18 protein-coding genes and 1 riboswitch are annotated in these 23168 nt (G+C 59.7%); of the genes, 11 read left to right on the top strand and 7 right to left on the bottom strand.

The genetic code is table 11. From position 1 onward, the window contains the following. Positions 1–69 precede the first annotated feature (69 nt). Positions 70–1329, bottom strand: a complete 1260-nt coding sequence (locus tag FHT78_RS21410; protein WP_183748435.1) for an ABC transporter substrate-binding protein — start codon at positions 1327–1329, stop codon at positions 70–72. A 313-nt stretch (positions 1330–1642) separates the two neighbouring features. Here FHT78_RS21410 and FHT78_RS21405 point away from each other — a divergent pair, with 313 nt between their 5' ends. Then, complete coding sequence (locus tag FHT78_RS21405; RefSeq protein ID WP_183748433.1) at positions 1643–2695, top strand: substrate-binding domain-containing protein; 1053 nt, start codon at positions 1643–1645, stop codon at positions 2693–2695. Here FHT78_RS21405 and FHT78_RS21400 read toward each other — a convergent pair. The 6 genes from FHT78_RS21400 to FHT78_RS21375 form a co-directional block, all read right to left on the bottom strand. Next, positions 2692–3939 carry an adenylate/guanylate cyclase domain-containing protein gene (locus FHT78_RS21400; RefSeq protein ID WP_183748431.1) on the bottom strand — a complete coding sequence of 416 codons (1248 nt, stop codon included), beginning with the start codon at positions 3937–3939 and terminating at the stop codon, positions 2692–2694. The two genes, FHT78_RS21405 and FHT78_RS21400, sit on opposite strands and share 4 nt — an antisense overlap. Positions 3940–4033: 94 nt before the next feature. Continuing rightward, the gene (gene nrdF, locus FHT78_RS21395; RefSeq protein ID WP_183748430.1) at positions 4034–5008 is read right to left on the bottom strand and encodes a class 1b ribonucleoside-diphosphate reductase subunit beta; all 975 of its coding nucleotides are present in this window, start codon (positions 5006–5008) and stop codon (positions 4034–4036) included. A 179-nt stretch (positions 5009–5187) separates the two neighbouring features. Then, the gene (gene nrdE, locus FHT78_RS21390) at positions 5188–7356 is read right to left on the bottom strand and encodes a class 1b ribonucleoside-diphosphate reductase subunit alpha (protein WP_183748428.1); all 2169 of its coding nucleotides are present in this window, start codon (positions 7354–7356) and stop codon (positions 5188–5190) included. Beyond that, positions 7335–7736 carry a class Ib ribonucleoside-diphosphate reductase assembly flavoprotein NrdI gene (nrdI, locus tag FHT78_RS21385; RefSeq protein ID WP_183748426.1) on the bottom strand — a complete coding sequence of 134 codons (402 nt, stop codon included), beginning with the start codon at positions 7734–7736 and terminating at the stop codon, positions 7335–7337. The genes nrdE and nrdI overlap by 22 nt, the downstream gene beginning before the upstream one ends. Before the next feature lie 13 nt (positions 7737–7749). Further along, positions 7750–7971, bottom strand: a complete 222-nt coding sequence (gene nrdH, locus FHT78_RS21380; protein ID WP_007820342.1) for a glutaredoxin-like protein NrdH — start codon at positions 7969–7971, stop codon at positions 7750–7752. A gap of 261 nt (positions 7972–8232) precedes the next feature. After that, a riboswitch (cobalamin riboswitch) is annotated at positions 8233–8460 on the bottom strand. A gap of 308 nt (positions 8461–8768) precedes the next feature. Beyond that, a complete protein-coding gene (locus tag FHT78_RS21375; protein ID WP_183748424.1) occupies positions 8769–11045 on the bottom strand; it encodes a heavy metal translocating P-type ATPase in 2277 nt (758 codons plus the stop codon). Positions 11046–11116: 71 nt separating this feature from the next. On the opposite strand from FHT78_RS21375, the gene FHT78_RS21370 reads away from it, so the two are divergent. From FHT78_RS21370 to FHT78_RS21325, 10 genes are all read left to right on the top strand, one after another. Next, entirely contained in the window at positions 11117–11539 is a 423-nt protein-coding gene (locus FHT78_RS21370) for a helix-turn-helix domain-containing protein (protein WP_183748422.1), read from the top strand. 38 nt (positions 11540–11577) lie between these two features. After that, complete coding sequence (locus tag FHT78_RS21365; protein ID WP_183748420.1) at positions 11578–12789, top strand: TIGR03862 family flavoprotein; 1212 nt, start codon at positions 11578–11580, stop codon at positions 12787–12789. Between the two features lie 170 nt (positions 12790–12959). After that, positions 12960–13919 carry a helix-turn-helix domain-containing protein gene (locus tag FHT78_RS21360; protein WP_183748419.1) on the top strand — a complete coding sequence of 320 codons (960 nt, stop codon included), beginning with the start codon at positions 12960–12962 and terminating at the stop codon, positions 13917–13919. A gap of 169 nt (positions 13920–14088) precedes the next feature. Next, entirely contained in the window at positions 14089–15597 is a 1509-nt protein-coding gene (gene adh / locus FHT78_RS21355) for an aldehyde dehydrogenase (RefSeq protein WP_183748417.1), read from the top strand. A gap of 73 nt (positions 15598–15670) precedes the next feature. Continuing rightward, positions 15671–16066 carry a DUF779 domain-containing protein gene (locus FHT78_RS21350; protein WP_183748415.1) on the top strand — a complete coding sequence of 132 codons (396 nt, stop codon included), beginning with the start codon at positions 15671–15673 and terminating at the stop codon, positions 16064–16066. A gap of 86 nt (positions 16067–16152) precedes the next feature. Further along, the gene (locus tag FHT78_RS21345; protein ID WP_183748413.1) at positions 16153–16749 is read left to right on the top strand and encodes a DJ-1/PfpI family protein; all 597 of its coding nucleotides are present in this window, start codon (positions 16153–16155) and stop codon (positions 16747–16749) included. Between the two features lie 124 nt (positions 16750–16873). Further along, entirely contained in the window at positions 16874–17224 is a 351-nt protein-coding gene (locus FHT78_RS21340; RefSeq protein ID WP_112544467.1) for a ribbon-helix-helix domain-containing protein, read from the top strand. 173 nt (positions 17225–17397) lie between these two features. Continuing rightward, complete coding sequence (locus FHT78_RS21335; RefSeq protein ID WP_183748411.1) at positions 17398–18531, top strand: calcium:proton antiporter; 1134 nt, start codon at positions 17398–17400, stop codon at positions 18529–18531. A 203-nt stretch (positions 18532–18734) separates the two neighbouring features. After that, a complete protein-coding gene (locus FHT78_RS21330; protein ID WP_183748409.1) occupies positions 18735–19934 on the top strand; it encodes an efflux RND transporter periplasmic adaptor subunit in 1200 nt (399 codons plus the stop codon). 41 nt (positions 19935–19975) lie between these two features. Next, the gene (locus FHT78_RS21325; RefSeq protein ID WP_183748407.1) at positions 19976–23143 is read left to right on the top strand and encodes a multidrug efflux RND transporter permease subunit; all 3168 of its coding nucleotides are present in this window, start codon (positions 19976–19978) and stop codon (positions 23141–23143) included. Positions 23144–23168: the final 25 nt, after the last annotated feature.

Here is a 23168-nt window from a genome sequence, read left to right as displayed (position 1 = left end):
TCATCTCCTCCCCGCGCGGCAGGGCCGTGGCTTCCCCGCAAGGGTGCGGGAAAGCCTTTGTCGTTAGAATTAGCGAGCGTCGTCGATAGCCTGAACGAGCTGGGTAACAGCTTCGTCGGAGGTCTTGATCTGACCATGGACGAACTTCGAGACAACGTCCTTATAGGCGTTGGCGATCGCCGGAGGAGCACCATAACCCTGAGCGAGCGAGCCGAACAGCGTGCCGCCTTCGTTGGCGGCCTTCAGGTCGGCAATGCCCTTCTTGCCGCAAGCATCGAAATCCTTATCCGAAACGTCGGTACGGGCCGGAACCGAACCCTTGACGACGTTGAAGGCGGACTGGAAGCTTTTGGAAAGCGTAGCCTTGGCAAGCGCCACCTGAGCGGCCTTGCGGTCGTCAGGAACGTTGAACATGCCGAACATGTCGGAGTTGTAGACCACGCTGCCGTCGGTACCCGGGAAGCGATAGCACAGGAAATCGGTATTCGGCTTCTTCTTGGCGGCAACGAATTCGCCCTTCGCCCAGTCACCCATGACCTGCACCAGAGCGTCGCCCTTGATGACCATGGCGGTCGCCAGGTTCCAGTCGCGGCCCGAGAAGTTCGGATCGACATACTTGATGATCTTGGCGAGGTTATCGAAGGACTTCTTCATCGTGTCGGACTTCAGCGATTCCTCGTCGAGGTCGTTGAAAGCCTTCTTGTAGAATTCCGGACCGCCGGTCGACAGCACGATGGAGTCGAACATCGTGGCTTCCTGCCAGTTCTGACCGCCGAGGGCGAGCGGGATGACACCGGCTGCCTTTGCCTTGTCGAGCAGGGCGATCAGGTCGTCGAAGGTCTTCGGCTGTGTGCCGCCGATCTTGTCCATGACCGACTTGTTGATCCACAGCCAGTTGACGGAGTGAACGTTAACAGGTGCTGCGACCCACTTGCCGTCATAGACGGAGAACTTCTGCAGTGCTGCCGGAACGGACTTGTCCCAGCCCTCTTTCTTGGCCGTCTCGGTCAGGTCGCCCATGACGCCAGCCTGGGCATAGTCGAGAACGGTATAGCCGAGCATCTGAGAAGCGGTCGGGTAGGTGCCCGCGGCAACCATCGCCTTCAGCGCGGTCATGGCTGCGTCACCGCCACCGCCCGCGACCGGAACGTCCTTCCAGGCAAAACCTTCCTTGGCAAGGTCCTGCTTCAGCACGTTGAGCGCCGCGGCTTCGCCGCCCGACGTCCACCAGTGCAGCATCTGAACTTCCTTGACGTCGGCTGCATGAGCGCTGCCGAAACCAGCCATCATCACGACAGCAAGAGCTGCCGAGCTCAAAAACTTGCGCATGAATATCCTCCCGTTCGTAAGCGGCGGCGAGACCCACCTCGACCGCCGGATGTCTTCCGCCGTGAGGGCAGCCAGACACCACATTACACCGCACCTCCCAGCGCGGTTAACAATTTAAAACGTTATAAACGCGGTTACGTCAAGTCCTTCCTCGACTCCCGAGAAAAATATGATTAGTTCGATAAGTGTTGATTTTATTTGAATTTTTCCTAATCGCCTAAGAAACCGTAAAAATTTAAATCGTTTGCATTGATTGATTGCGTGCCGGTTTCATCGTGTTATTGTAGCCGCAATCCAGCATGGAATGTCCCCAGTGACCGAATCGTCCCAACTGCAACGCGGTGAAAATCCGGATGGTGCGCAAAAGCGCGGCAAGCCAACCTTGCGTACCATCGCGACATTGACCGGTCTCGCGGTGACGACGGTTTCGCGCGCACTCAGCGACGCGCCGCAAATATCGGTTGAGACGCGCGAGCGCGTCCATCGCATTGCCCGCGAGATCGGCTACCTGCCCGATCGGGCTGCTCAGCGCCTCAAGACGGGCCGCACCAATGTCATCAGCATCCTTCTCGATCCGCATCAGGAAGTGGTCGGCTTCGGCACCGCGATCATGTACGGCATTGCCAAGGCGTTGAAAGAGACATCCTATCACCTCGTCGTCGCCCCGAACTTCTTGTCGACAACGGATCTCGAAGCGGCGGAATATATCGTCCGCAACAATTTCGCCGATGGCCTGATCTTCACGCGGACAGAACCCTTCGATGCGAGGGTGCGGATGCTGCAGGAGGTTGGCTTTCCCTTCGTGTCTCACGGCCGCACCGAGTTTTCGACACCGCACCCTTACGTCGATTACGACAATTATGCCTTCGCCTACGAAGCCACCCGGCGCCTGATCGCCAAGGGAAGGAAAAGGGTCACGGTCGTCATGCCGCCGAAGCGGCTGACCTTCAGTCAGCACATCCTTCATGGCTTCATGACCGCCGTGCGCGAGGCGGGCGTCGCCTATGAAATATCGGAAGCGGTCACGCTCGATTCACCGGCCAACGAGATAAGAGATTTCTTCCGCGCCCGCGCCGCCGCACCCGATGTTCCCGACGGTTTTGTCTGCCCGGGCGAGGTTTCCGCACTGGCGCTTGTCAGCGCCATGGGTGATGCGGGCCGCATTCTGACTAAGGACTACGATATCGTCGCCAAGGAGACGTCGCATCTCCTCACGCATCTTCAGCCGAAGATCGACACTATTTATGAGGATCTGGTCGAGGCCGGCGAACATCTCGGCCAGATGCTTCTTCAGCGCATCAGCAATCCGGGCGCAGACAGCCCGAACCTGCTCCTGCCGCCGCAGATCAATTTTCCAGTGGCCTAAGCCGCGTCACGACCGGCTGTCGGCTTATCGCGGAAAGCAAAGACATCGACCGGCTCTCCGAGTCCCCGCAACGGAAAGCTGCCGAGATCTTCCATTTCTTCCGTGCAGGTCGCCATTTCGACGAAAGCACGCGACAAGAGCACCGGTCGCTTCACCTCTTTGGTCAGCGCTTCGAGCCTCGAGGCAACATTGACCGCCGGCCCAATGACGGTGAAATCCAGCCGCCGACGCGAGCCTATATTACCGTACATGACATCACCGACATGTACGCCAACACCGTAGCGCAGAGGTTCGCGTCCCATGCGCTGGTGTTCCTCATTGAGTAGCGCCATTGCTTCCTGCCCCTCCCTGATGGCCATCAGAAGATCCTCGCAGGCCGAGGGCTTTGATAGCGGGAAGATCGCCAGCAATCCATCACCCATGAATTTCAGGATCTCGCCGCCATGCCGCTCGATCGGATCGGACATGGCATCGAAATAGTCGTTGAGCAGGTGGATGACGTCATCGCGTGGCCAGAGATCGGATATCGCCGTAAAGTCCCGCAGGTCGCAGATCATGATCGCCGCGCCGACGGTCGCACCGCTGCCGCGGGTGATGACGCCAGAGAGAATTTGTTCGCTCGCATGCGGTCCGACATAAGTCTGCAGCAGTGTGCGCGCCATGATGTTCTTGAGCCGGATCTCGCTGACGAGAGTGAGAGCCGGCAGCAGATCGCGCAGGAAATCCACGTGTTCGCTGGTAAAACCACCCGGCCGACTGGTCGAGAAGGTGACGACATGGCGCTTATCGAATGTGTGATCGATCGGCCAGGCGATATATTCGGAATAGCCGTCGTCGCGCAGTTCCTGATAGAAGGGATAGTCGTCGCCTTCCCATAAATCCTCCAGGTTCTTTCGCACCTCGTTGGCGCCGCTATGGATCTCGTTGACCGGGCTGTTGAGGAATTGCGGCGTGGTTTCCACCCCATAGGCAAAAGTGTTGATCTTTGCCTCTTCCATACCTTCCACCCACAGGATGCGGGCGCCGATCCATTGCGGATGGTTGGTGCGGAAATGCAGGCTGGACCGGTTCACCGGCACGCCTGCTGCAAGCAGCCGCTTGCACATCTCTACCAGGATATTGTCGATGAAACGCTCGCTGCGGGTCTCGTTGATCAGCCAGTCGAGAATTCGGCGTCTGCGGATCGGCCAGACACCTTCGGCAGCTTCGCCTGCCGGATCAATCGCTTCGAAAGAGGGCTTCATAAAAAAACTCCCGTTACGCCACATTCAACGAATACATCGCGCTGAATGTGGGCGATAGCGGGCCGAATGATAAGAGGCTTCGTAAAGTTAAACCTCAGAAATCCCAGTCTTCGTCTTCGGTCGCCACCGCCTTGCCGATGACATAGGAGGAGCCGGAACCCGAGAAGAAGTCGTGGTTCTCGTCGGCATTCGGCGAAAGCGCAGACAGGATCGCCGGATTCACCTTGCAGGCTTCGGCCGGGAACAGCGCCTCATAGCCAAGGTTCATCAGCGCCTTATTGGCATTGTAATGCAGGAACTTCTTGACGTCCTCGGTCAGCCCGACGCCATCGTAGAGCGCTTCAGTATATTTCGCTTCGTTGTCGTAGAGCTCGAGCAGCAGGTCAAAGGCAAAGTCCTTGATCTCCTGGCGGCGCTCTTCGGAGAGCTTTTCAAGTCCGCGCTGGAACTTGTAGCCAATGTAATAGCCATGCACGGCCTCGTCGCGGATGATGAGGCGGATCATGTCGGCCGTGTTGGTCAGCTTTGCGCGGCTCGACCAGTACATCGGCAGATAGAAGCCGGAATAGAAGAGAAAGCTTTCGAGGAAGACGCTGGCAACCTTCTTCTTCAGCGCATCGCCGGAAGCGTAGTGTTCCATGATCAGGGCCGCTTTACGCTGCAGGAACTCGTTCTCCTCGGACCAGCGATAAGCATCGTCGACATCGGGCGTCAGGCAGAGCGTCGAGAAAATCGACGAATAGGAGCGCGCATGCACTGCCTCCATGAAGGAGATGTTGGATAGCACCGCCTCCTCATGCGGCGTGACCACATCTGCCATCAGCTTGACGGAACCGACACCGTTCTGGATCGTGTCGAGCAGCGTCAGCCCTGTGAAGACGCGGATCGTCAGCTGCTGCTCGACCGGTGTCAGCGTTCCCCACGATGGAATGTCGTTAGACAGTGGCACCTTTTCCGGCAGCCAGAAATTGCCGGTCAGCCGGTTCCAGACTTCGAGATCCTTGTCGTCTTCGATACGGTTCCAGTTGATGGCGCGCACGCGGCTGACCGGCTTGATGGATATGTTCATTGGGTGGTCTTTCTTCCACAAATTCTAACGGAATGCGGAGCCCCCTCACCCTGCCCTCTCCCCGCTGAGCAGAGGGGAGCGCCGTGCAACCGGCTTGTCTCTTCTCCCCATCGGGGAGAAGGTGCCGGCAGGCGGATGAGGGGGTTACAAGCTCGAAACTCTCGGCCAGCAGCCCAAAATCAAAGCGTACAAGACACGCAGCCCTGCACCTCGGTGCCGGACAGCGCCATCTGGCGAAGGCGGATGTAGTAGATGGTCTTGATACCCTTCTTCCAGGCATAGATCTGGGCGCGGTTGATGTCGCGCGTCGTTGCCGTATCGCGGAAGAACAGCGTCAGCGACAGGCCCTGGTCGACATGCTGGGTGGCAGCCGCATAGGTGTCGATGATCTTTTCCGCGCCGATCTCGTAGGCGTCCTCATAATAATCGAGGTTGTCGTTGGTCATGAACGGCGCCGGATAGTAGACGCGGCCGATCTTGCCTTCCTTGCGGATCTCGATCTTAGAGACGATCGGATGGATCGAGGAGGTCGAGTGGTTGATGTAGGAGATCGAGCCCGTCGGCGGCACTGCCTGAAGGTTCTGGTTATAGAGGCCCGAAGCCATCACGGCCTTCTTCAGCTCCAGCCAGTCTTCCTGCGTCGGAATATGAATGCCGGCATCGGTAAAGAGCGTCTGAACCTTCTCGGTGGCAGGTTTCCACTCCTGCTCCGTATATTTGTCGAAATACTCGCCAGAGGCATATTTCGAGTTTGCAAAGCCCTTGAAGCTCGTACCGCGCTCGACCGCCAGACGGTTCGAGGCGCGCAGCGCGTGGTAGGTCACCGTGTAGAAATAAATATTGGTGAAATCGACGCCCTCTTCAGAACCGTAGTGAATGCGCTCGCGGGCGAGGTATCCATGCAGGTTCATCTGGCCGAGACCGATCGCGTGGCTGTCGTCATTGCCCTTCTCGATCGAGGGGACCGACGAGATATGGCTCATGTCGGAAACGGCGGTCAGTGCACGGATCGCGGTCTCAATCGTCTTGCCGAAATCGGATGAATCCATCGCCATGGCGATGTTCAAAGAACCGAGATTGCAGGAGATATCCTTGCCGAGATGCTTGTAGGAAAGATCGTCGTTGAATTCGCTGGCCTCGCTCACCTGCAGGATTTCCGAGCAGAGGTTGCTCATGCTGATGCGGCCGGCAATCGGATTTGCCCGGTTCACCGTGTCCTCGAACACGATGTAGGGGTAACCACTCTCGAACTGGATCTCGGCGATCACCTGGAAGAATTCGCGTGCCTTAATTTTCTTCTTGGTGATGCGGGCATCCGCCACCATCTCGCGATACTTTTCCGTCACCGATATCTCGGTGAAGGGCACGCCGTAGACCCGCTCCACATCATAAGGCGAGAAGAGATACATATCCTCGTTGTTCTTGGCGAGTTCGAAAGTGATATCAGGCACGACGACGCCGAGCGACAGCGTCTTGATGCGGATCTTCTCGTCGGCATTTTCGCGCTTCGTATCGAGGAAGCGCATGATGTCGGGGTGATGGGCGTTGAGATAGACGGCACCCGCCCCCTGCCGCGCGCCGAGCTGGTTGGCATAGGAGAACGAGTCTTCCAGCAGCTTCATCACGGGGATGATGCCGGAAGACTGGTTCTCGATCTGCTTGATCGGCGCACCGGCCTCGCGGATGTTCGTCAAGGAAAGCGCAACGCCACCGCCACGCTTGGACAGCTGCAGCGCCGAATTGATGGAGCGGCCTATCGATTCCATATTGTCTTCGACACGCAGCAGGAAGCAGGAGACGAGTTCGCCACGCTGCTTCTTGCCGGCATTGAGGAAGGTCGGCGTTGCCGGCTGAAAACGGCCGGCAATGATCTCTTCCATCAGATCGCGTGCCAGCTGTTCATTGCCTTCGGCCAGCGCCAGCGCCACCATGCAGATACGGTCTTCATAGCGCTCCAGGTAGCGCTTTCCGTCGAAGGTCTTCAGCGTATAGCTGGTATAATATTTGAAGGCGCCGAGGAAGGTCGGGAAACGAAACTTCTTGGCATAGGCTTCGTCGAACAGGTCGCGGACGAAATTGAACGAATACTGGTCGAGGACTTCCTGCTCGTAATAGCCTTCGGTGACCAGATAATCGAGCTTCTCCCGGAGATTATGGAAGAACACCGTGTTCTGGTTCACATGCTGCAGGAAATACTGCTTGGCCGCCATGCGGTCCTTGTCGAGCTGGATCTTGCCCTCATCGTCATAGAGGTTCAGCATCGCGTTCAGCGCGTGATAATCGAGCGCTTCCAAGGCCTTCAGAGGCTTGGCGACCGCATCCCGCGTCAGGTTTGTCCCCGTGTCCAAAATCGTCCCATCCCGTCTTTGACATTGGCGACATCCTCGGCAGTCCCCAGGAGCTCGAACCGGTAGAGGTAAGGCACCTGGCACTTCTGCGAGATTACGTCGCCGGCAAGCCCGTAGGTCTCGCCGAAATTGCTGTTGCCCGCAGCAATGACGCCGCGGATGTTGGAGCGGTTTTCCGCATTGTTGAGGAAACGGATCACCTGTTTGGGCACGGCTCCTTTTCCGCCGTCCCCGCAATAAGTGGGCGAGATCAGCACAAAGGGTTCGCGAATGTGGATGTCTTCAGCGCCTACGGGAATGCGCGCCGCGCGCAGTCCCAGCTTCTCGACGAAACGATGGGTATTCTCCGACCGGCTGGAATAATAGACGATCAGGCCCACCGCTCTTCTCCGATCAGGAGAGCGCGCTGATCATATCGGGACGGAAGCCCGCCCAGTGGTTCTCGCCGGCAACGACGACCGGAACCTGCATGTAGCCCATGCCGCGCACGCGATCGAGCGCGTCGGCATCTTCGGAGATATCGATGATCTGATAGTCGACGCCCAGACGGTCGAGGGCGCGGTAGGTGGCGGTGCACTGAACGCAGGCAGGCTTGCTGTAAACGGTAACGCTCATCATGTTCCTCGTGATGTCAATGGATTCCGGACGCAGAACTAGGATCGGGCGCCTTGCGGCGTCCGGGGCAACGCTTGAGAATGATCTGACAAAGTCGGCGCTTTACACGCCAGGCATTATCCTCTGCGGGATCTGCGCGGGCGGCGGTTTTGATGCTCTCGACATGACTTCAACCCCGAAGTGCTCATGCGGAAGTTCGGGGCAGCGTAACAGGCACGGATAGATCCGCATTCATGCACGCGACCTTCCGGACACCCCGCCCGTGGACAACCAGTTCAAGGCAGGTCTCCTGGCTCGCGGGTCGAAGCACCCTGCCCCCAGCCTTCCCAAAGCCTCATGCCTCAGTGACCTGAAATCGGACAGTTGCTCGCCGCTTACAGTTGCGGGGGCAGCTGCAGACTTGTCGCGCCTTCATGGCGAAACGCACCGTATTCCCGTCTTAGCCCGCGACCCTCACGAATCGAAGGAACCTTGAACACTAGATATAGTACGCGAATCCCAGTTTGCGTCAACGGATGGTTTGCGCGTCGCGTTACGGCATGTTTGAAATCACTGCATTCGTGTGAAGAACGTGGTTAACAGATGATTAAAGAAAGCAGGCTGTGGAGAAGGCCCCAAGGAAGAGAGCCAGCCTGTAGCGGGCTCTGCGATTTTCGATTCCCGATTCATGCCCGAATCGCGGATGGGGCATCGCGCAACAGGCCGACTTTGCATTCGGGGCAGCTGCGGTTTCGGCAGATCCCGGGAACCACGATGCCACGGCGCACACCGTCCGCACGCTGTTAAAATGACAGACTTTACGCCTTTATCTGGAGAAGACGAAGCGCGTTCATCGTCACCAATACGGTCGCGCCGGTATCGGCAAGGATCGCCGGCCACAGGCCGGTAATGCCGGCAATAGTGGTGACGAGGAACACCGCCTTCAGCCCGAGAGCAATGGTGATGTTCTGCATGATGTTGCGCATCGTCCGCTTCGAGAGCTCGATCATGCGGGCAACGTCGCCGACACGCCCATGCAGCACGGCCGCATCCGCCGTTTCCAGCGCAACGTCGGTGCCACCGCCCATGGCGATGCCGACATCGGCGGCGGCAAGTGCCGGTGCATCATTGATGCCGTCACCGACCTTGGCAACGAACAATCCTTCCTTCTTCAGTTCGCCAACAATGCGCTGCTTGTCCTGCGGCAGCAACTCGCCGCGCCAGTCGATGCCGAGGTCACCGGCAACGGCTGCTGCAGTGCGCTTGTTGTCGCCGGTCAGCATGATGGCGCGCACGCCTGCCGCCTTCAGCGTCGCAAGCCCGCTCGTGGCGTCGTCGCGCGGCTCGTCGCGCATGGCGATGAGACCGGCCGCGACACCATTGACGAGCAATACCGAGACGCTCTTGCCCGCACCATTAAGTGCCGCGACCCGCTCGTCCTGTTCGACATTCAGCGCCCCGCGCTCGCGCGCCGCCGGCGGTGACAGGAGATCGAGCGTCTCGCCGCCAACCTTACCGGTCATGCCCTTGCCGGGCAGCGCTTCCACTTCGAAGGCCGGCGGCACGGGCACGGCGTCGGCCTTGGCACGGTTGAGGATCGCCAGCGCCAGCGGATGGCTGGAGCCCTGTTCGAGAACGGCAGCACGGGAAAGCACTTCAGCCTCCGAGCGCCCATAGGCGATGATATCCGTGACCTGCGGCTTGCCTTCTGTGAGCGTGCCTGTCTTGTCGAAGGCAACGGCCGTCACCTTGCCGAGCAATTCCAGGACCGCCCCACCCTTCATCAGCAGACCGCGGCGCGCACCCGCCGAGAGCGAAGCAGCTATTGCTGCCGGCGTGGAAATGACCAGCGCGCAGGGGCAACCGATCAGCAGGATGGCAAGGCCCTTATAGATCCATTCGCTCCATGCCGCGCCCGTCAGCAACGGCGGCAGGATCGCTACCAGAGCCGCCACAACGACCACGCCCGGTGTGTAATAGCGCGAGAAGCGGTCGATGAAACGCTCCGTCGGCGCCTTCGATTCCTGGGCTTCCTCCACAAGCTTGACGACGCGGGCAATCGTGTTGTCCTCGGCGGCTGCCGTGACACGAACGCGGAGTGCTGCGTCACCATTCACCGTGCCGGCAAACACGCTCTCGCCAGCGCCCTTGCGCACCGGCGTGCTTTCGCCGGTCACCGGTGCTTCATCGATGGCACTTTCACCGGACAGAATTGTGCCGTCGGCTGAAATCCGGTCTCCCGGCCGTACGAGAATGACAGAACCAACCGCAAGCATCTCAGCCGGTACTTCCTTCACCTCGCCACCCGTCTCCACCAACGCGTTCTTCGGCACCAGCGTCGTCAGCGATTGGATGCTGGCGCGCGCCTTGCCGGCGGCGACCCCTTCCAGCAATTCGCCAACGAGGAACAGGAACACGACTGTCGCTGCCTCTTCACCAGCATTGATGATGACCGCGCCAACGGCGGCAATCGTCATCAGCATTTCGATGGAAAACGGCGTGCCGGAAAGTGCGGCCACGACCGCGCGGCGTGCGATCGGTACCAGCCCCACCAGCATGGCGATGATGAAAGCATACGGAGCAATCGAAGGCACCAGGTGGCCCACGACATAGGCAACGACGAGTGCAAGTCCCGAAAGGATCGTCAATCGGCCCTTCTTGCTCAGCCACCAGGGACCGGTCATCGGCCCATGATCATGGCCGTGCAACCCCTCGACCTCCTCGGTGCCATGCGAATGCCCGTGATCGGCGTGATCATGACCAGCATGATCGTGGTCATGACCGTCGTGGTCGTGATCATCATGCTTATGATCGTGTGCGTGGTCGTGATGCGCATGATCATGATCGGTTTTGCTTTCTCGGACAGGAGCCTTGCCCGTGAGCGGAACAACCGAATAACCGAGGCCCACCACCTTTTTTTCGATCGCCTTTAGATCGCTGCTGCCATCATGGCGCACCGTCATCGTACCCGCCGTCACCGATACGGAGACGTCTTCGACGCCGGGCACACGCCTTACGGCCGTATCGATCTTCGTTGCGCAGGCGGCACAATCCATGCCGCCAACCCGGAACCGTGCCTGTGCTGCTTCGCTCATGATTTCGATCCTTGCCTGTAAGCTGTATCGTTCCTACATCCTCTAGCGACTAGAGGTGCAAGAGGAAAATCATGAAAAAGATCACCATCGGTGAAGCCGCCCGCCAGAGCGGCGTCAAAGTGCCGACGATCCGCTATTATGAGGGCATCGGCCTGTTGTCTGCGCCAAGCCGCAGCGAGGGCAATCAGCGCTCCTACGAGCCATCGGATCTCAATCGCCTCGCCTTCATCCGCCATGCCCGCGAGCTCGGCTTCGAGATCGAGGCGATCCGCACTCTCTTGCAGCTTCAGGACGACCCGCATCAGCCCTGCGCCTCCGCCGATGCCATCGCAAAGGCTCGTCTCATTGAAGTGGAGCAGCGTATCCGCAGCCTGAACGCCCTGAAGGCCGAACTGGAACTGATGGTCGAAGGCTGCGGCCATGGCCGCGTCGATCAGTGCCGTGTCATCGAGGTGCTCGCCGATCACGGCAAGTGCGCTCACCCGCATCACTGACACTTGCGCTCGTTCCCCGCCCGCGCCAAGAAGGCGCAATGAAACAGAAGAAAATCGCGATCATCGGCGGCGGCCCCTCCGGCCTTTCGGCAGCCGAAGTGCTGTCGGCAAGCGGCCATGCCATTTCCGTCTATGATGCGATGCCGACCTTTGCCCGCAAGTTCCTGCTCGCCGGCAAATCCGGACTCAACATCACCCATTCCGAAGACTACGAACGCTTCGCCACCCGCTTCAGCGATGCCAGTCCCCTGCTGCGCGCGGCTCTCGATGCCTTCACACCGGCAGATATCCGCGTCTGGGCAGCCGGGCTCGGCACCGAAACCTTCGTCGGCTCCTCCGGCCGCGTCTTCCCCAATATCATGAAGGCTTCGCCCCTTCTGCGTGCCTGGCTTGCCCGGCTGGAAGGCCGTGGCGTCAGCTTCTTTCCCCGCCATCGCTGGATCGGCTTTACCGACGACGGGCATGCATTCGAAACGCCTGATGGCGGCAAGACCATCTCCTGCGATGCGACACTGTTCGCACTCGGGGGTGCCAGCTATCCGCGTCTCGGCTCGGACGCCGCCTGGGTGCCGTTGCTTGTCGAACGCGGCATAACGATCGCCCCATTTCAGCCCGCCAATTGCGGCTTCGATGTCGCCTGGAGCGATCTCTTCCAAGACCACTTCGCCGGACAGCCGCTGAAATCCGTCACGGCAACGTCGCGCGCTGGCACATTTCCCGGCGAGTTTGTCATCACCCGACACGGCATCGAAGGCAGCCTCATCTATACGCATTCGGCCGTCCTGCGTGATGACCTGCGGGAACATGGTCAGGCAGCGCTTTCAATCGACCTCGCCCCCGGTCGCACGCTGGAGCGTCTGTCTCGCGATCTCGCCCGGCAGGGGGCTAAGTCGAGCTTCTCCAATCGCCTGCGCAAAGGGGCCGGCATCGATGGCGCAAAAGCGGCACTCTTGCGAGAGCTAGCGCCGGAAACAAATCGCAACGACCCGCAAGAACTCGCCACCGCCATCAAGGCCCTGCCTGTCCCACTGCTGCGCCCACGCCCCATCGCCGAGGCCATCTCGTCGGCCGGCGGCATCGCCTTCGGTGAAATTGACGAGACCTACATGCTGAAACACCTCCCTGGCGTCTTCGCAGCCGGAGAGATGCTGGATTGGGAGGCGCCGACAGGGGGCTACCTGCTCACCGCCTGTTTCGCCACGGGCCGCGCCGCTGCAAAAGGCATCGAGGCCTGGCTCGGCCGAAGGTGACGGCAAAGGCTGCACGCCGACATGCGAACCGACGGGCACGCAACTGTCTCAGAAATGCGACACGGACCAGCCGGAAAATTCCATCCCTAGAATCTGCCGTCATGCCGGCCTGATTGCAAAGCCGCCGCATTTACATCAGAATATGCGCAAGTTCCGTGGGAGGAGCCTCAATGCACGAACAATCCGCGCATGCGGAGCATGTCTATACGTGCGCCCAGCAGAATTCCGCTGCGGCCAGCTCTCCAATCGTGGCTTCCTGGCGCCGCTGCATGACCATGTATCAGCTGGCGCCGGAAGATAAGCGCGCGCCCCTGCGCCTCACCGAGCAGGAATTTGGCCTGGCGCGGGAGCAATCTGAACAGCTGATCGCCGATGCTCGCGAGGAACTCGACCGCCTCTTTGCGACTGTCGGCAAAGCCGGCTGCTGCCTGTTGCTGACGGATCGCAACGGCATTGCGCTGGAGCGTCGCGGGGCCACCGGCAATGACAAGGATTTTTACGATCTCGGTCTATGGACCGGTTCCGTCTGGACCGAAGCCAGCATCGGTACCAACGGCATCGGCACCGCCCTTGCCGATGACCGAGCCGTTGCCGTTTTCCGGGATCAGCATTTCTACTGCTCCAACATCAAGCTGAGCTGCACCACAGCTCCGATCCGCGATCATCGTGGCCTGCTGGCAGCCGCCCTTGACATCTCGACCTGCCGTGACGACGTCAATGAAATTACGCTCAGCATCCTGTCGCAGGCCGTGCGGGATGCGGCGATGCGCATCGAGCTCAATCTGTTCCGCTCGGCCTTTGCCGGTGCCCGCTTCGTCATGGTGCCGGCGGGAGTCAATTCCGCCAATGCACTCCTCGCCGTCGATCGGCACGACCTTGTTCTCGGCGCCACGCGGGCCGCCCGCCTCGCTCTCAAGCTGGACGACGTGCGCATCGCTGCCGGCCTTCCCGCCTCCGATGCGCTGCATGAAGGCCGCGTCTCGCAGGAAGAGGAGATAGCAGAGGCCGAAAAGGCCGCGCTTCGGCGAGCCCTGTCTCGCACCCATGGCAACGTTTCCCAGGCCGCCGCAGCCCTCGGCATCAGCCGTGCGACACTGCATCGGAAGATGAAGAAGCTCGACCTGCACTGACATCATGCCAAAGGCTTGATCACAATGTCGTGGCGACACCGGAACCTGTCGCAACTCTGCGACACTGTGCGCTGCGGTATTGGCAAGCTGCCCTGTTCCCTCAGGCAAAAGCGGCACAGATTTCCTCCCACTGGTTCGTTCCGGAACCTGTTCATCAAGGGAGGATGACATGCTTCATCAGAAAATCGTCGAGTCGCCATATAAGCTGAGATACGGCAACTATATCGGCGGCGAATGGCGCGAGCCGATCGGCGGCAAATATTTCGACAACGTCACGCCAGTGACCGGCGGCAAGCTCTGCGAAATCCCGCGCTCCGACGAAAAGGACATCAATGCCGCGCTCGATGCCGCCCATGCCGCCAAGGAAAAATGGGGCCGCACCTCCACCACCGAGCGCTCCAACATCCTCATGAAGATCGCCCAGCGCATGGAAGACAAGCTGGAGCTTCTGGCCCAGGCCGAAACCTGGGACAACGGCAAGCCGATCCGCGAAACCATGGCGGCCGACATTCCGCTCGCCATCGACCACTTCCGCTATTTCGCTTCCTGCATCCGCGCCCAGGAAGGCACGATCGGCGAAATCGATCATGATACGGTTGCCTATCACTTCCATGAGCCGCTCGGCGTCGTCGGCCAGATCATTCCCTGGAATTTTCCGATCCTGATGGCCGCCTGGAAGCTGGCACCGGCCCTCGCCGCCGGCAACTGCGTCGTTATCAAGCCGGCCGAACAGACGCCCGCCTCTCTGCTTCTCTGGGCAGAAATCGTTGGCGATCTCCTGCCGCCCGGTGTGCTCAACATCGTCAACGGTTTTGGCCTCGAAGCCGGCAAACCGCTCGCATCCAGCCCGCGCATCGCCAAGATCGCCTTTACCGGCGAGACGACGACAGGTCGCCTCATCATGCAATATGCCAGCCAGAACCTCATTCCGGTCACGCTGGAACTCGGCGGCAAGTCGCCCAACATCTTCTTTGCCGATGTGGCAGCCGAAGACGACGATTTCTTCGACAAGGCGCTCGAAGGTTTCGCCATGTTCGCGCTGAACCAGGGGGAAGTCTGCACTTGCCCAAGCCGCGCTCTCGTCCAGGAATCGATCTACGACCGCTTTATGGAACGGGCCGTCAAACGCGTCGAAGCCATTAAACAGGGCAACCCCCTCGACCCGGAAACGATGATCGGCGCTCAGGCGTCTACCGAGCAGATGGAAAAGATCCTCGCTTACCTCGATATCGGCAAGCAGGAAGGCGCACAGGTGCTGGCCGGTGGTTCGCGCAACGATCTCGGCGGCGAACTTTCCGAGGGCTATTACATCAAGCCAACCATCTTCACGGGCCACAACAAGATGCGTGTGTTCCAGGAAGAAATCTTCGGCCCGGTCGTCTCCGTCACCACCTTCAAGGATGACAAGGAAGCGCTCGAGATCGCCAATGACACGCTCTACGGCCTCGGTGCCGGTATCTGGACGCGTGACGCCAATCGCGCCTATCGCTTCGGTCGGGAAATCCAGGCCGGCCGTGTGTGGACCAATTGCTACCACGCCTATCCGGCCCATGCCGCCTTTGGTGGCTACAAGCAGTCCGGCATCGGCCGTGAAACGCACAAGATGATGCTCGACCACTACCAGCAGACCAAGAACATGCTGGTCAGCTACAGCCCGAAGAAGCTTGGCTTCTTCTGAGAAGCAGTCGCTTGTGCTAATGTCGCGCCTCCTCCCTTCACGGGGAGGAGGCATTGTCTTGGAGGAGGCAATCATGGAACAGTTGGTCAATGGCGAACCGCGCGTGCTCGCAACCGATGCAGCACTCGATCTCATCGAGGAAATCCAGAGGGATTATCCTGATATCCTCTTCCATCAGTCCGGCGGCTGCTGCGATGGTTCTTCGCCCATGTGTTACCCGACGGATGATTTCATCGTTGGCGACCAGGATGTGAAACTCGGCGAGATTGGCGGCGTGCCCGTTTACATCAGCGCCAGCCAGTTCGAGGCCTGGAAACATACGCAGCTCGTCATCGACGTCGTACCCGGCCGCGGCGGCATGTTTTCGCTCGATAATGGTCGCGAGAAGCGCTTCCTGACCCGCTCGCGCGTGTTCGGCGGCGGCGAGGCCTGCACCATTCCCGACGTCAGGGCACGTGAGACGAGCTGATCGGCGGCTGCTGTAGTATTCCCATATTACCCGCGGTCCGCGATCCTTTGTTAAAGTCCATCTGTTGGTTTTTACGGGAGGAAAAAATGCCAGCTAGCAAGATCCTGATGATCACAGGCGATTTCACTGAAGATTACGAAACCATGGTGCCGTTCCAGACGCTGCTTGCCTGCGGCTACACGGTCCATGCCGTCTGCCCCGGCAAGACCGCCGGCCAGACGGTCGCCACCGCCATCCATGATTTCGAAGGCGACCAGACCTATTCGGAAAAGCGCGGCCATAACTTCGCACTGAACGCGACCTTCGAGAGCGTGCATGCCGAAGATTATGATGCACTCGTCATTCCAGGCGGCCGTGCGCCGGAATATCTCCGTCTCAACCCAGAGGTCATCAAGGCCGTCAGGCATTTTTTCGATGCCAATAAGCCGGTCGCTGCCATCTGCCACGGCGCCCAGCTTCTGGCGGCTGCCGGTGTCCTAGAAGGTCGTACCTGCTCGGCCTATCCCGCCTGCCGCCCGGAAGTCGAGCTCGCCGGCGGGACCTATGCCGATATAGCCATCACTGACGCCGTTTCCGATGGCAATCTCGTCACCGCACCGGCTTGGCCGGCTCATCCCTCGTGGCTGCGCCAGTTCATGACGGTGCTCGATGCGGCAACAGTCCTGGAGACCAACGCCGCCTAAAGCATGTCGCGCAAAAGTGCGCAGCGATTTTGCAATAACGACATACAAAATCAAAGCCTTAAAGCGTGCCGAGCGAATCCTAAGGATCGCGACACGCTTTAAATGGACGGGCGCGAGGAACGCGATGTGCGAACTATTCATCAAAGCTGATGCCAGGCTCTGGGAAAGTACAACCCGGTCGCTGCGCATCGATGGCATGGTCACGAGCGTGCGGCTGGAGAATTTCTTCTGGTCGAAGCTGGAGGAAATTGCCGCCCGCGACGGCATGAACGTGGTTCAGCTGATCACCAGGCTGCATCACGAGTCGATCGACGCCGGCCATGACCTCGGCAACTTCACCTCGTTCCTCCGCGTCTGCTGCGCACGCTACCTGGACCTCCAGCTTGCCGGCGATATCCCCGCAGATCTCTCGCGGCCGATCGCCGGCCTCAATGCGCCGGAAATTCTGGGGCGGGAGAAGCGGAAGTATCATTGAATTCCCCCTAAGCCGGGGCGGTGATTTTTAGATAGGCGGATTGCCCCTCTGCATGAGACAATCGCCTCGACCGCCATCAACCGCATTGCTCGGTTTGACCAGGCGGAGCGGAGCGGAGGGGAAGATGGCGGCGGTCGTAGCGCGACGGTACTTCATGGCCGGCGATGGTGCCGATGACTGACGGCTCCACATCGCACACCACCAGCGTGGCGAGCCTGGCCCGTGAGGAATGGTTCCTTGGCGTCAGCATCGCGACCAGCCTGATTTTCCTCGCCTTCCGCGATCCGATCTTCGACCGGCTTTCCGAGCCGATCTGGTTCGTCATCATTCTTCTCTGGCTTTTTGCCGTCGTGCTGGGCTCTGCTCTTTCGGTCGTTCGCCATGCGGATCATCTGGCAGAGCAGCTCGAGGAGCCATACGGAACCCTCATCCTGACGCTTGCCATTACCTCGATCGAAGTGATGGCGATCTCAGCCGTCATGCTTCACGGGGAAAACAATCCGACGCTCGCCCGCGACACGCTGTTTGCCGTCGTGATGATCATCCTGAACGGCATGGTCGGGTTGTCGCTGCTCTTAGGCGCATGGCGGCGGGAAGACCAACAGCACAATCTGCACGGCGCCAATGCCTATCTCGGCGTTATCGTGCCCTTGGCGACCCTCAGCCTCGTCATGCCGACGTTTCTCGCCGGCCCGGATGGCCCGCATCCCTCGGCTCCGAGACAGATGTTTCTTGGCATCATCTCGATCGGCCTCTACAGCATATTTCTCCTGTTGCAGTCCGGCCGCCATCAGCGCTACTTCGCCGATGACGGCGACGATCATGAGCGGCACGCAGTCGGCATACGGCACCACCGGTCGGTATGGCATCATGCAGTGCTGCTGCTCGCCTATATGGGGCCGGTCGTCTTCCTGGTCGAACAGCTTGCCCTGCCGATCGACTACGTGATCGAAACCCTGCATGCACCGGCGGCATTTGGCGGTGTGATCATGGCGGTGCTTGTCGCGACACCCGAAGCCATCAGCGCCGTGCGTGCTTCCGTAGCCAACCATCTGCAACGCGCCATCAACATCTTCCTCGGCTCAGTCCTGTCGACGATCGGCCTGACCGTGCCGGCCATGCTGGCAATCAGCCATTTTTACGGGCACCCCGTCACATTAGGGCTTCAGGGTCCGGATCTCGTCATGTTCGTGCTGACGCTCGCCGTCAGCATCATTACCTTTTCAAGTGGCCGCACCAACCTCATGCAGGGCGCGGTTCACCTGGTGCTATTTTTGGCTTACATACTGCTCATTACCCAGCAGTGAGTAGAAAAATGTCCAGGCTGAGCCGCCGTCCGGGCCATGCAGCGTCAATCATTTAGACAAAGCTAAATTGCATGCCGCAAGCTATTGCAATTTCGGGCAATCCCGCGACATAGTACCGCATGCCTGAAACATCCGGCGGCTATAGGGATCGCCGCCAAGGCACGCATCAAGACCGGGGCAAATAGATCATCGGGGCAGCAAGAATGCATGAGGGATTGCATCGGGGCCTGCAGTTTTCTGTGACACTCATCGGTATGGCAGCGCTCGCTGCCTGCGATGGAAGCAGCAATACCTACGTCCCGCCTCCGCCGCCGGCCGTCCGTGTTGCGCAACCAGTCCAGGAGCCCGTCACCCTCTATTTCGAACTCACGGGCAATACTGCGCCGCTGAACTCGGTCGATATCGAAGCGCGCGTCCAAGGTTACCTTCAATCGATCGATTATCAGGACGGCACGACGGTAACGAAGGGAACCAAGCTCTTCGGAATCGAGCGCGACACCTATCAGGCCCAGCTTGATCAGGCCAAGGCATCCCTCGCATCGCAACAGGCATCCCAGGTCGGCGCCAAGCAGGAGTACGATCGTCAGCTCAATCTGATGAAGCAGCAGGTCACGACGCAGACAGCCGTCGACAGCGCCAAGGCGACGCTCGATGAAGCCAATGCGCAAATCCTCAATGCGCAGGCCAATGTCGAACTTGCAACGATCAATCTCGGCTATACCGAAGTCATTGCACCCTTCGATGGCACGGTGACCGACCACCTTGTCGATATCGGCACGCTCGTCGGCGTCTCGGGTCCCACCAAGCTCGCCAGCATTGTCCAGACGGACCCGATCTATGCCTATTTCAACGTCAGCGAAACCCAGGTGCTGCTGATCAAGGATATGTTGAGAAAGCAGGGACGCACCTTCAAGCAGACGGATCTGCCGAGCATCCCAGCAGAACTCGGCCTGCAATCCGAGGAAGGCTATCCCCACAAAGGACATCTGGACTACGTCTCGCCGCAACTCGATGCATCGACCGGCACGCTTCAGGTGCGGGCTCTGTTCGACAACAAGGACAAGGCCCTGTTGCCCGGCTTCTTCGTGCGCGTTCGCGTACCGATCCGCCAGAATGAGAAGGCATTGCTTGTGCGCGACGATGCGATCGCGACCAACCAGCTCGGCAGCTATCTGCTCGTGCTCGGCAAGGATGACACCGTCGAACAGAAACAGGTCAAGACTGGCCAGCGCGAAGGCGCCCTTCGCGTCATCGAATCCGGCCTCGAGCCCGCCGACTGGGTCGTCGTCCAAGGCATCCAGCAGGCAATCCCCGGCGGCAAGGTCGCACCGGAGAAAATCGATATGAAAACGCAGCCGGCAGAAACCGGCGCCGATGCAAAGGCCACAACGACGACGCAGTAAAATCCGCCACCCGCTTCATCTGAAGGTCCAAGGACAACAGCATGATCTCGCGCTTCTTCATCGAACGGCCGGTGCTCGCCAATGTTCTGGCATTGGTCTTTGTTCTCATCGGCGCGGTGGCTCTTTTCCAACTGCCGGTGGCGCAATATCCTGATGTCGTTCCGCCGACAGTACAGGTTACGACCCGCTTTCCGGGCGCCAGCGCCAAGACACTTGTCGATACGGTCGCCCTGCCGATCGAGCAGCAGGTCAACGGCGTACAGGACATGCTCTACATGCAGTCCACCAGCGCAAGCGACGGAACCTACTCGCTGACCGTGACCTTCGCCATCGGCACCGATCCCGACCAGGCACAGGTCCTGGTGCAAAACCGCGTTGCGATCGCCATGTCGTCGCTTCCGCAGTCTGTGCAGGTTCAAGGCGTCAGCACTCAGAAGAAATCGACCGCGATCCTCGGCTTCGTCAGCCTGACTTCGCCTGATAGCCGCTATGACAGCCTGTTCCTCTCCAATTATGCGGTCATCAACCTGCAGAACGAGCTTGCCCGCTTGCCCGGCGTCGGCAACGTCACTGTCTTCGGCGCCGGCCAATATGCCATGCGCATCTGGATGGATCCAAACCTGCTGCAGGCCCGCGGGCTCACGCCGCAGGATATCGTCAATGTCGTGCAGCAGCAGAGCCAGGAGGTCACGGCCGGCCAGATCGGCATTCCGCCGGTTCCCCAAGGGCAGACATTCCAATACACACTGAACATCAATGGCCGGCTGAACGATGCTGTCGACTACGAAAACATCATCGTCAAAGTGGATGGCGCGGACGGCGGCCGGGTAACGCGCATCCGCGATATCGGCCGGGTCGAATTGGGTGCGCAGACCTATAGCCAGACCTTCACGCAGAATGGCAGACCAGCTGCGGGCATCGGTATCTCCCAATTGCCGGAAGCAAACGCCATTGCTGTGGCCCAGGCAGTCGATGCAAAGATGGCGGAACTGGCGAAGGCCTTCCCGCCGGGCCTCGAATATCATCTCCCCTTCGACACGACGAAATTCGTTAAGGCGTCGATCAACGAAGTCTATGTCACGCTGATCGAGGCAGGCGTTCTCGTTCTCATCGTCATTCTGCTGTTTCTGCAGGACTGGCGAGCCATGCTCGTGCCGGCGACAACAGTTCCCGTCACCATCATCGGCGCCTTTGCCGCGATGGCCGCCATGGGCTTTACCGTCAACCTCTCCACTCTGTTCGCAATCGTCCTAGCCATCGGCATCGTCGTCGATGACGCCATTGTCATTGTCGAGGGTGTCGCGAGACATATCGAGGCGGGCATGTCCGGCAGGCAGGCGGCCGAAAAGGCGATGGACGAACTGCTCGGCCCCGTTATCGGCATTACGCTGGTACTGATGGCCGTCTTCATTCCGGCCGCCTTCCTGCCGGGGCTGACAGGCCAGCTTTACCGGCAGTTCGCTCTGGTCATTGCCGCAACGGCGCTGATCAGCGCCATCAATGCTGTGACGCTGAAACCGACGCAATGCGCCCTCTGGCTGCGCACGCCGGTGCCTCCCGAGAAGCGGAACTTCGTCTATCGCGGCTTCAACCGAATTTACGACTGGGGCGAACGCGGATACGTCCGGCTGATCGGTTCGATGACGCGCCACGCCACGGTCATGGTTATTCTGGCGCTGGCGCTGATGGGCGTCGCTGTCTGGGGCCTCACGCGCGTGCCGACTGCATTCCTGCCGATCGAGGATCAGGGCTACGTGCTGATCGGCGCTCAACTGCCTGATGGCGCTTCCAAGGAGCGCACTGACGCTGTCATGGCGGAGGTCGGCAAGATCGCCCAGGCGACACCGGGCGTCGATCAGGTCCTGACGATCAGTGGCATATCCGTTCTCGACAACAATGCCAGCCTGCAGAATGCCGGCGTTGCTTATGTCGTGCTGAAAGACTGGGACGAAAGGCTTAAGGAAAAAGGTCAGGATCTCCTGTCCATCTACCAGCACCTTAATGGCGCGCTGCAAAGCGTACTGGTTGCGAAAACCTTGGTGATCGTACCGCCGCCGATCCAGGGCGTCGGCAATGCCAGCGGCTTTACGATGCAGGTGGAACTCAAAAACGGCGTATCCGACTACGCACTGTTGCAGTCTCTTACCGATACGATTGTGAAAAATGGCGAAGTCCAGTCATCCCTGCAAAGGCTGAGCACGTCGTTCCGCTCGAATGTGCCGCAGCTCGAAATCGTAGTCGACCGCATCAAGGCCGAGACGCTGGGCGTCACGGTCGGACAGGTTTTCTCTGCGCTGTCGGGCTATGTCGGATCGAGTTACGTGACACAGTTCAACAAGTTTGGCCGCACGTTCCAGGTCTACGCCCAGGCATCTCCGGAATTCCGCGTCAGCCCCGGCGATATCCGCAATCTGGAGGTCAAGGCCGGCGATGGCACCATGGTGCCGCTCGGAACCGTTGTCGATATCAAGCCGATGCAAGGCCCTTCACTGATCAGCCTCTACAACCTCTACCCGTCAGCAACCATCGTCGGCGGACCTGCCGCCGGCTTCAGCTCCGGCCAGGCACTCGACGTCATGGAGCAGATCGCCGACCAGACCTTGCCAACAGGAACCGGCTATGAGTGGACGGCGCTCTCCTATCAGGAAAAGGCGGTCGGCGGACAGATCTACTATATCTTCGCGCTCGGCATGCTGCTCGTCTATTTCGTGCTTGCGGGTCAATATGAAAGCTGGATCCTGCCGCTTGCCGTGCTGCTGGCCGTCCCGCTTGCTCTGCTCGGCACCGTCGGCGCGTTGATGGCGGCGGGCGTCGCCAACAATCTGTACACCCAGATCGGCCTGATCCTTTTGATCGCGCTGGCATCGAAGAACGCCATCCTGATCGTCGAATATGCGCGTGAAAAGCGTGAGGAAGGGATGGAAATACTGGACGCTGCGGTCGAAGCGGCCCGCCTGCGTTTCCGCCCGATCCTCATGACATCCTTCGCCTTCATTCTCGGCGTCCTGCCGCTTGTCCTCGCGACGGGAGCCGGCGCATCTGCCCGCAAGTCGATCGGCATCTCGGTCTTCAGCGGCATGATCGCATCGACCTGCCTTGCCGTTTTGTTCGTTCCTTCATTCTACGTCGTGCTGCAGCGCCTTGAGGAATTCAGAAGGCGCCGCAGCAAAACCCCTGCGGTCGCAGAAGCAGAGGTGAGGGTGCAATAGGCAATTCCAGCAAAGTGTGCAGCGG

It is taken from the genome of Rhizobium sp. BK196, from assembly GCF_014193255.1.
GTDB lineage: Bacteria > Pseudomonadota > Alphaproteobacteria > Rhizobiales > Rhizobiaceae > Rhizobium.
This window is presented reverse-complemented; position numbering and strand designations above follow the sequence as displayed.

What these genes read in the sequence shown, in the direction of transcription:
- FHT78_RS21410 (WP_183748435.1), bottom strand. Translation starts at nt 1,329, where the DNA reads ATGCGCAAGTTTTTGAGCTCGGCAGCTCTTGCTGTCGTGATGATGGCT.
- FHT78_RS21400 (WP_183748431.1), bottom strand. Translation starts at nt 3,939, where the DNA reads ATGAAGCCCTCTTTCGAAGCGATTGATCCGGCAGGCGAAGCTGCCGAA.
- nrdF (WP_183748430.1), bottom strand. Translation starts at nt 5,008, where the DNA reads ATGAACATATCCATCAAGCCGGTCAGCCGCGTGCGCGCCATCAACTGG.
- nrdH (WP_007820342.1), bottom strand. Translation starts at nt 7,971, where the DNA reads ATGAGCGTTACCGTTTACAGCAAGCCTGCCTGCGTTCAGTGCACCGCC.
- FHT78_RS21375 (WP_183748424.1), bottom strand. Translation starts at nt 11,045, where the DNA reads ATGAGCGAAGCAGCACAGGCACGGTTCCGGGTTGGCGGCATGGATTGT.
- FHT78_RS21370 (WP_183748422.1), top strand. Translation starts at nt 11,117, where the DNA reads ATGAAAAAGATCACCATCGGTGAAGCCGCCCGCCAGAGCGGCGTCAAA.
- FHT78_RS21365 (WP_183748420.1), top strand. Translation starts at nt 11,578, where the DNA reads ATGAAACAGAAGAAAATCGCGATCATCGGCGGCGGCCCCTCCGGCCTT.
- FHT78_RS21360 (WP_183748419.1), top strand. Translation starts at nt 12,960, where the DNA reads ATGCACGAACAATCCGCGCATGCGGAGCATGTCTATACGTGCGCCCAG.
- adh (WP_183748417.1), top strand. Translation starts at nt 14,089, where the DNA reads ATGCTTCATCAGAAAATCGTCGAGTCGCCATATAAGCTGAGATACGGC.
- FHT78_RS21350 (WP_183748415.1), top strand. Translation starts at nt 15,671, where the DNA reads ATGGAACAGTTGGTCAATGGCGAACCGCGCGTGCTCGCAACCGATGCA.
- FHT78_RS21345 (WP_183748413.1), top strand. Translation starts at nt 16,153, where the DNA reads ATGCCAGCTAGCAAGATCCTGATGATCACAGGCGATTTCACTGAAGAT.
- FHT78_RS21340 (WP_112544467.1), top strand. Translation starts at nt 16,874, where the DNA reads ATGTGCGAACTATTCATCAAAGCTGATGCCAGGCTCTGGGAAAGTACA.
- FHT78_RS21335 (WP_183748411.1), top strand. Translation starts at nt 17,398, where the DNA reads ATGACTGACGGCTCCACATCGCACACCACCAGCGTGGCGAGCCTGGCC.
- FHT78_RS21330 (WP_183748409.1), top strand. Translation starts at nt 18,735, where the DNA reads ATGCATGAGGGATTGCATCGGGGCCTGCAGTTTTCTGTGACACTCATC.
- FHT78_RS21325 (WP_183748407.1), top strand. Translation starts at nt 19,976, where the DNA reads ATGATCTCGCGCTTCTTCATCGAACGGCCGGTGCTCGCCAATGTTCTG.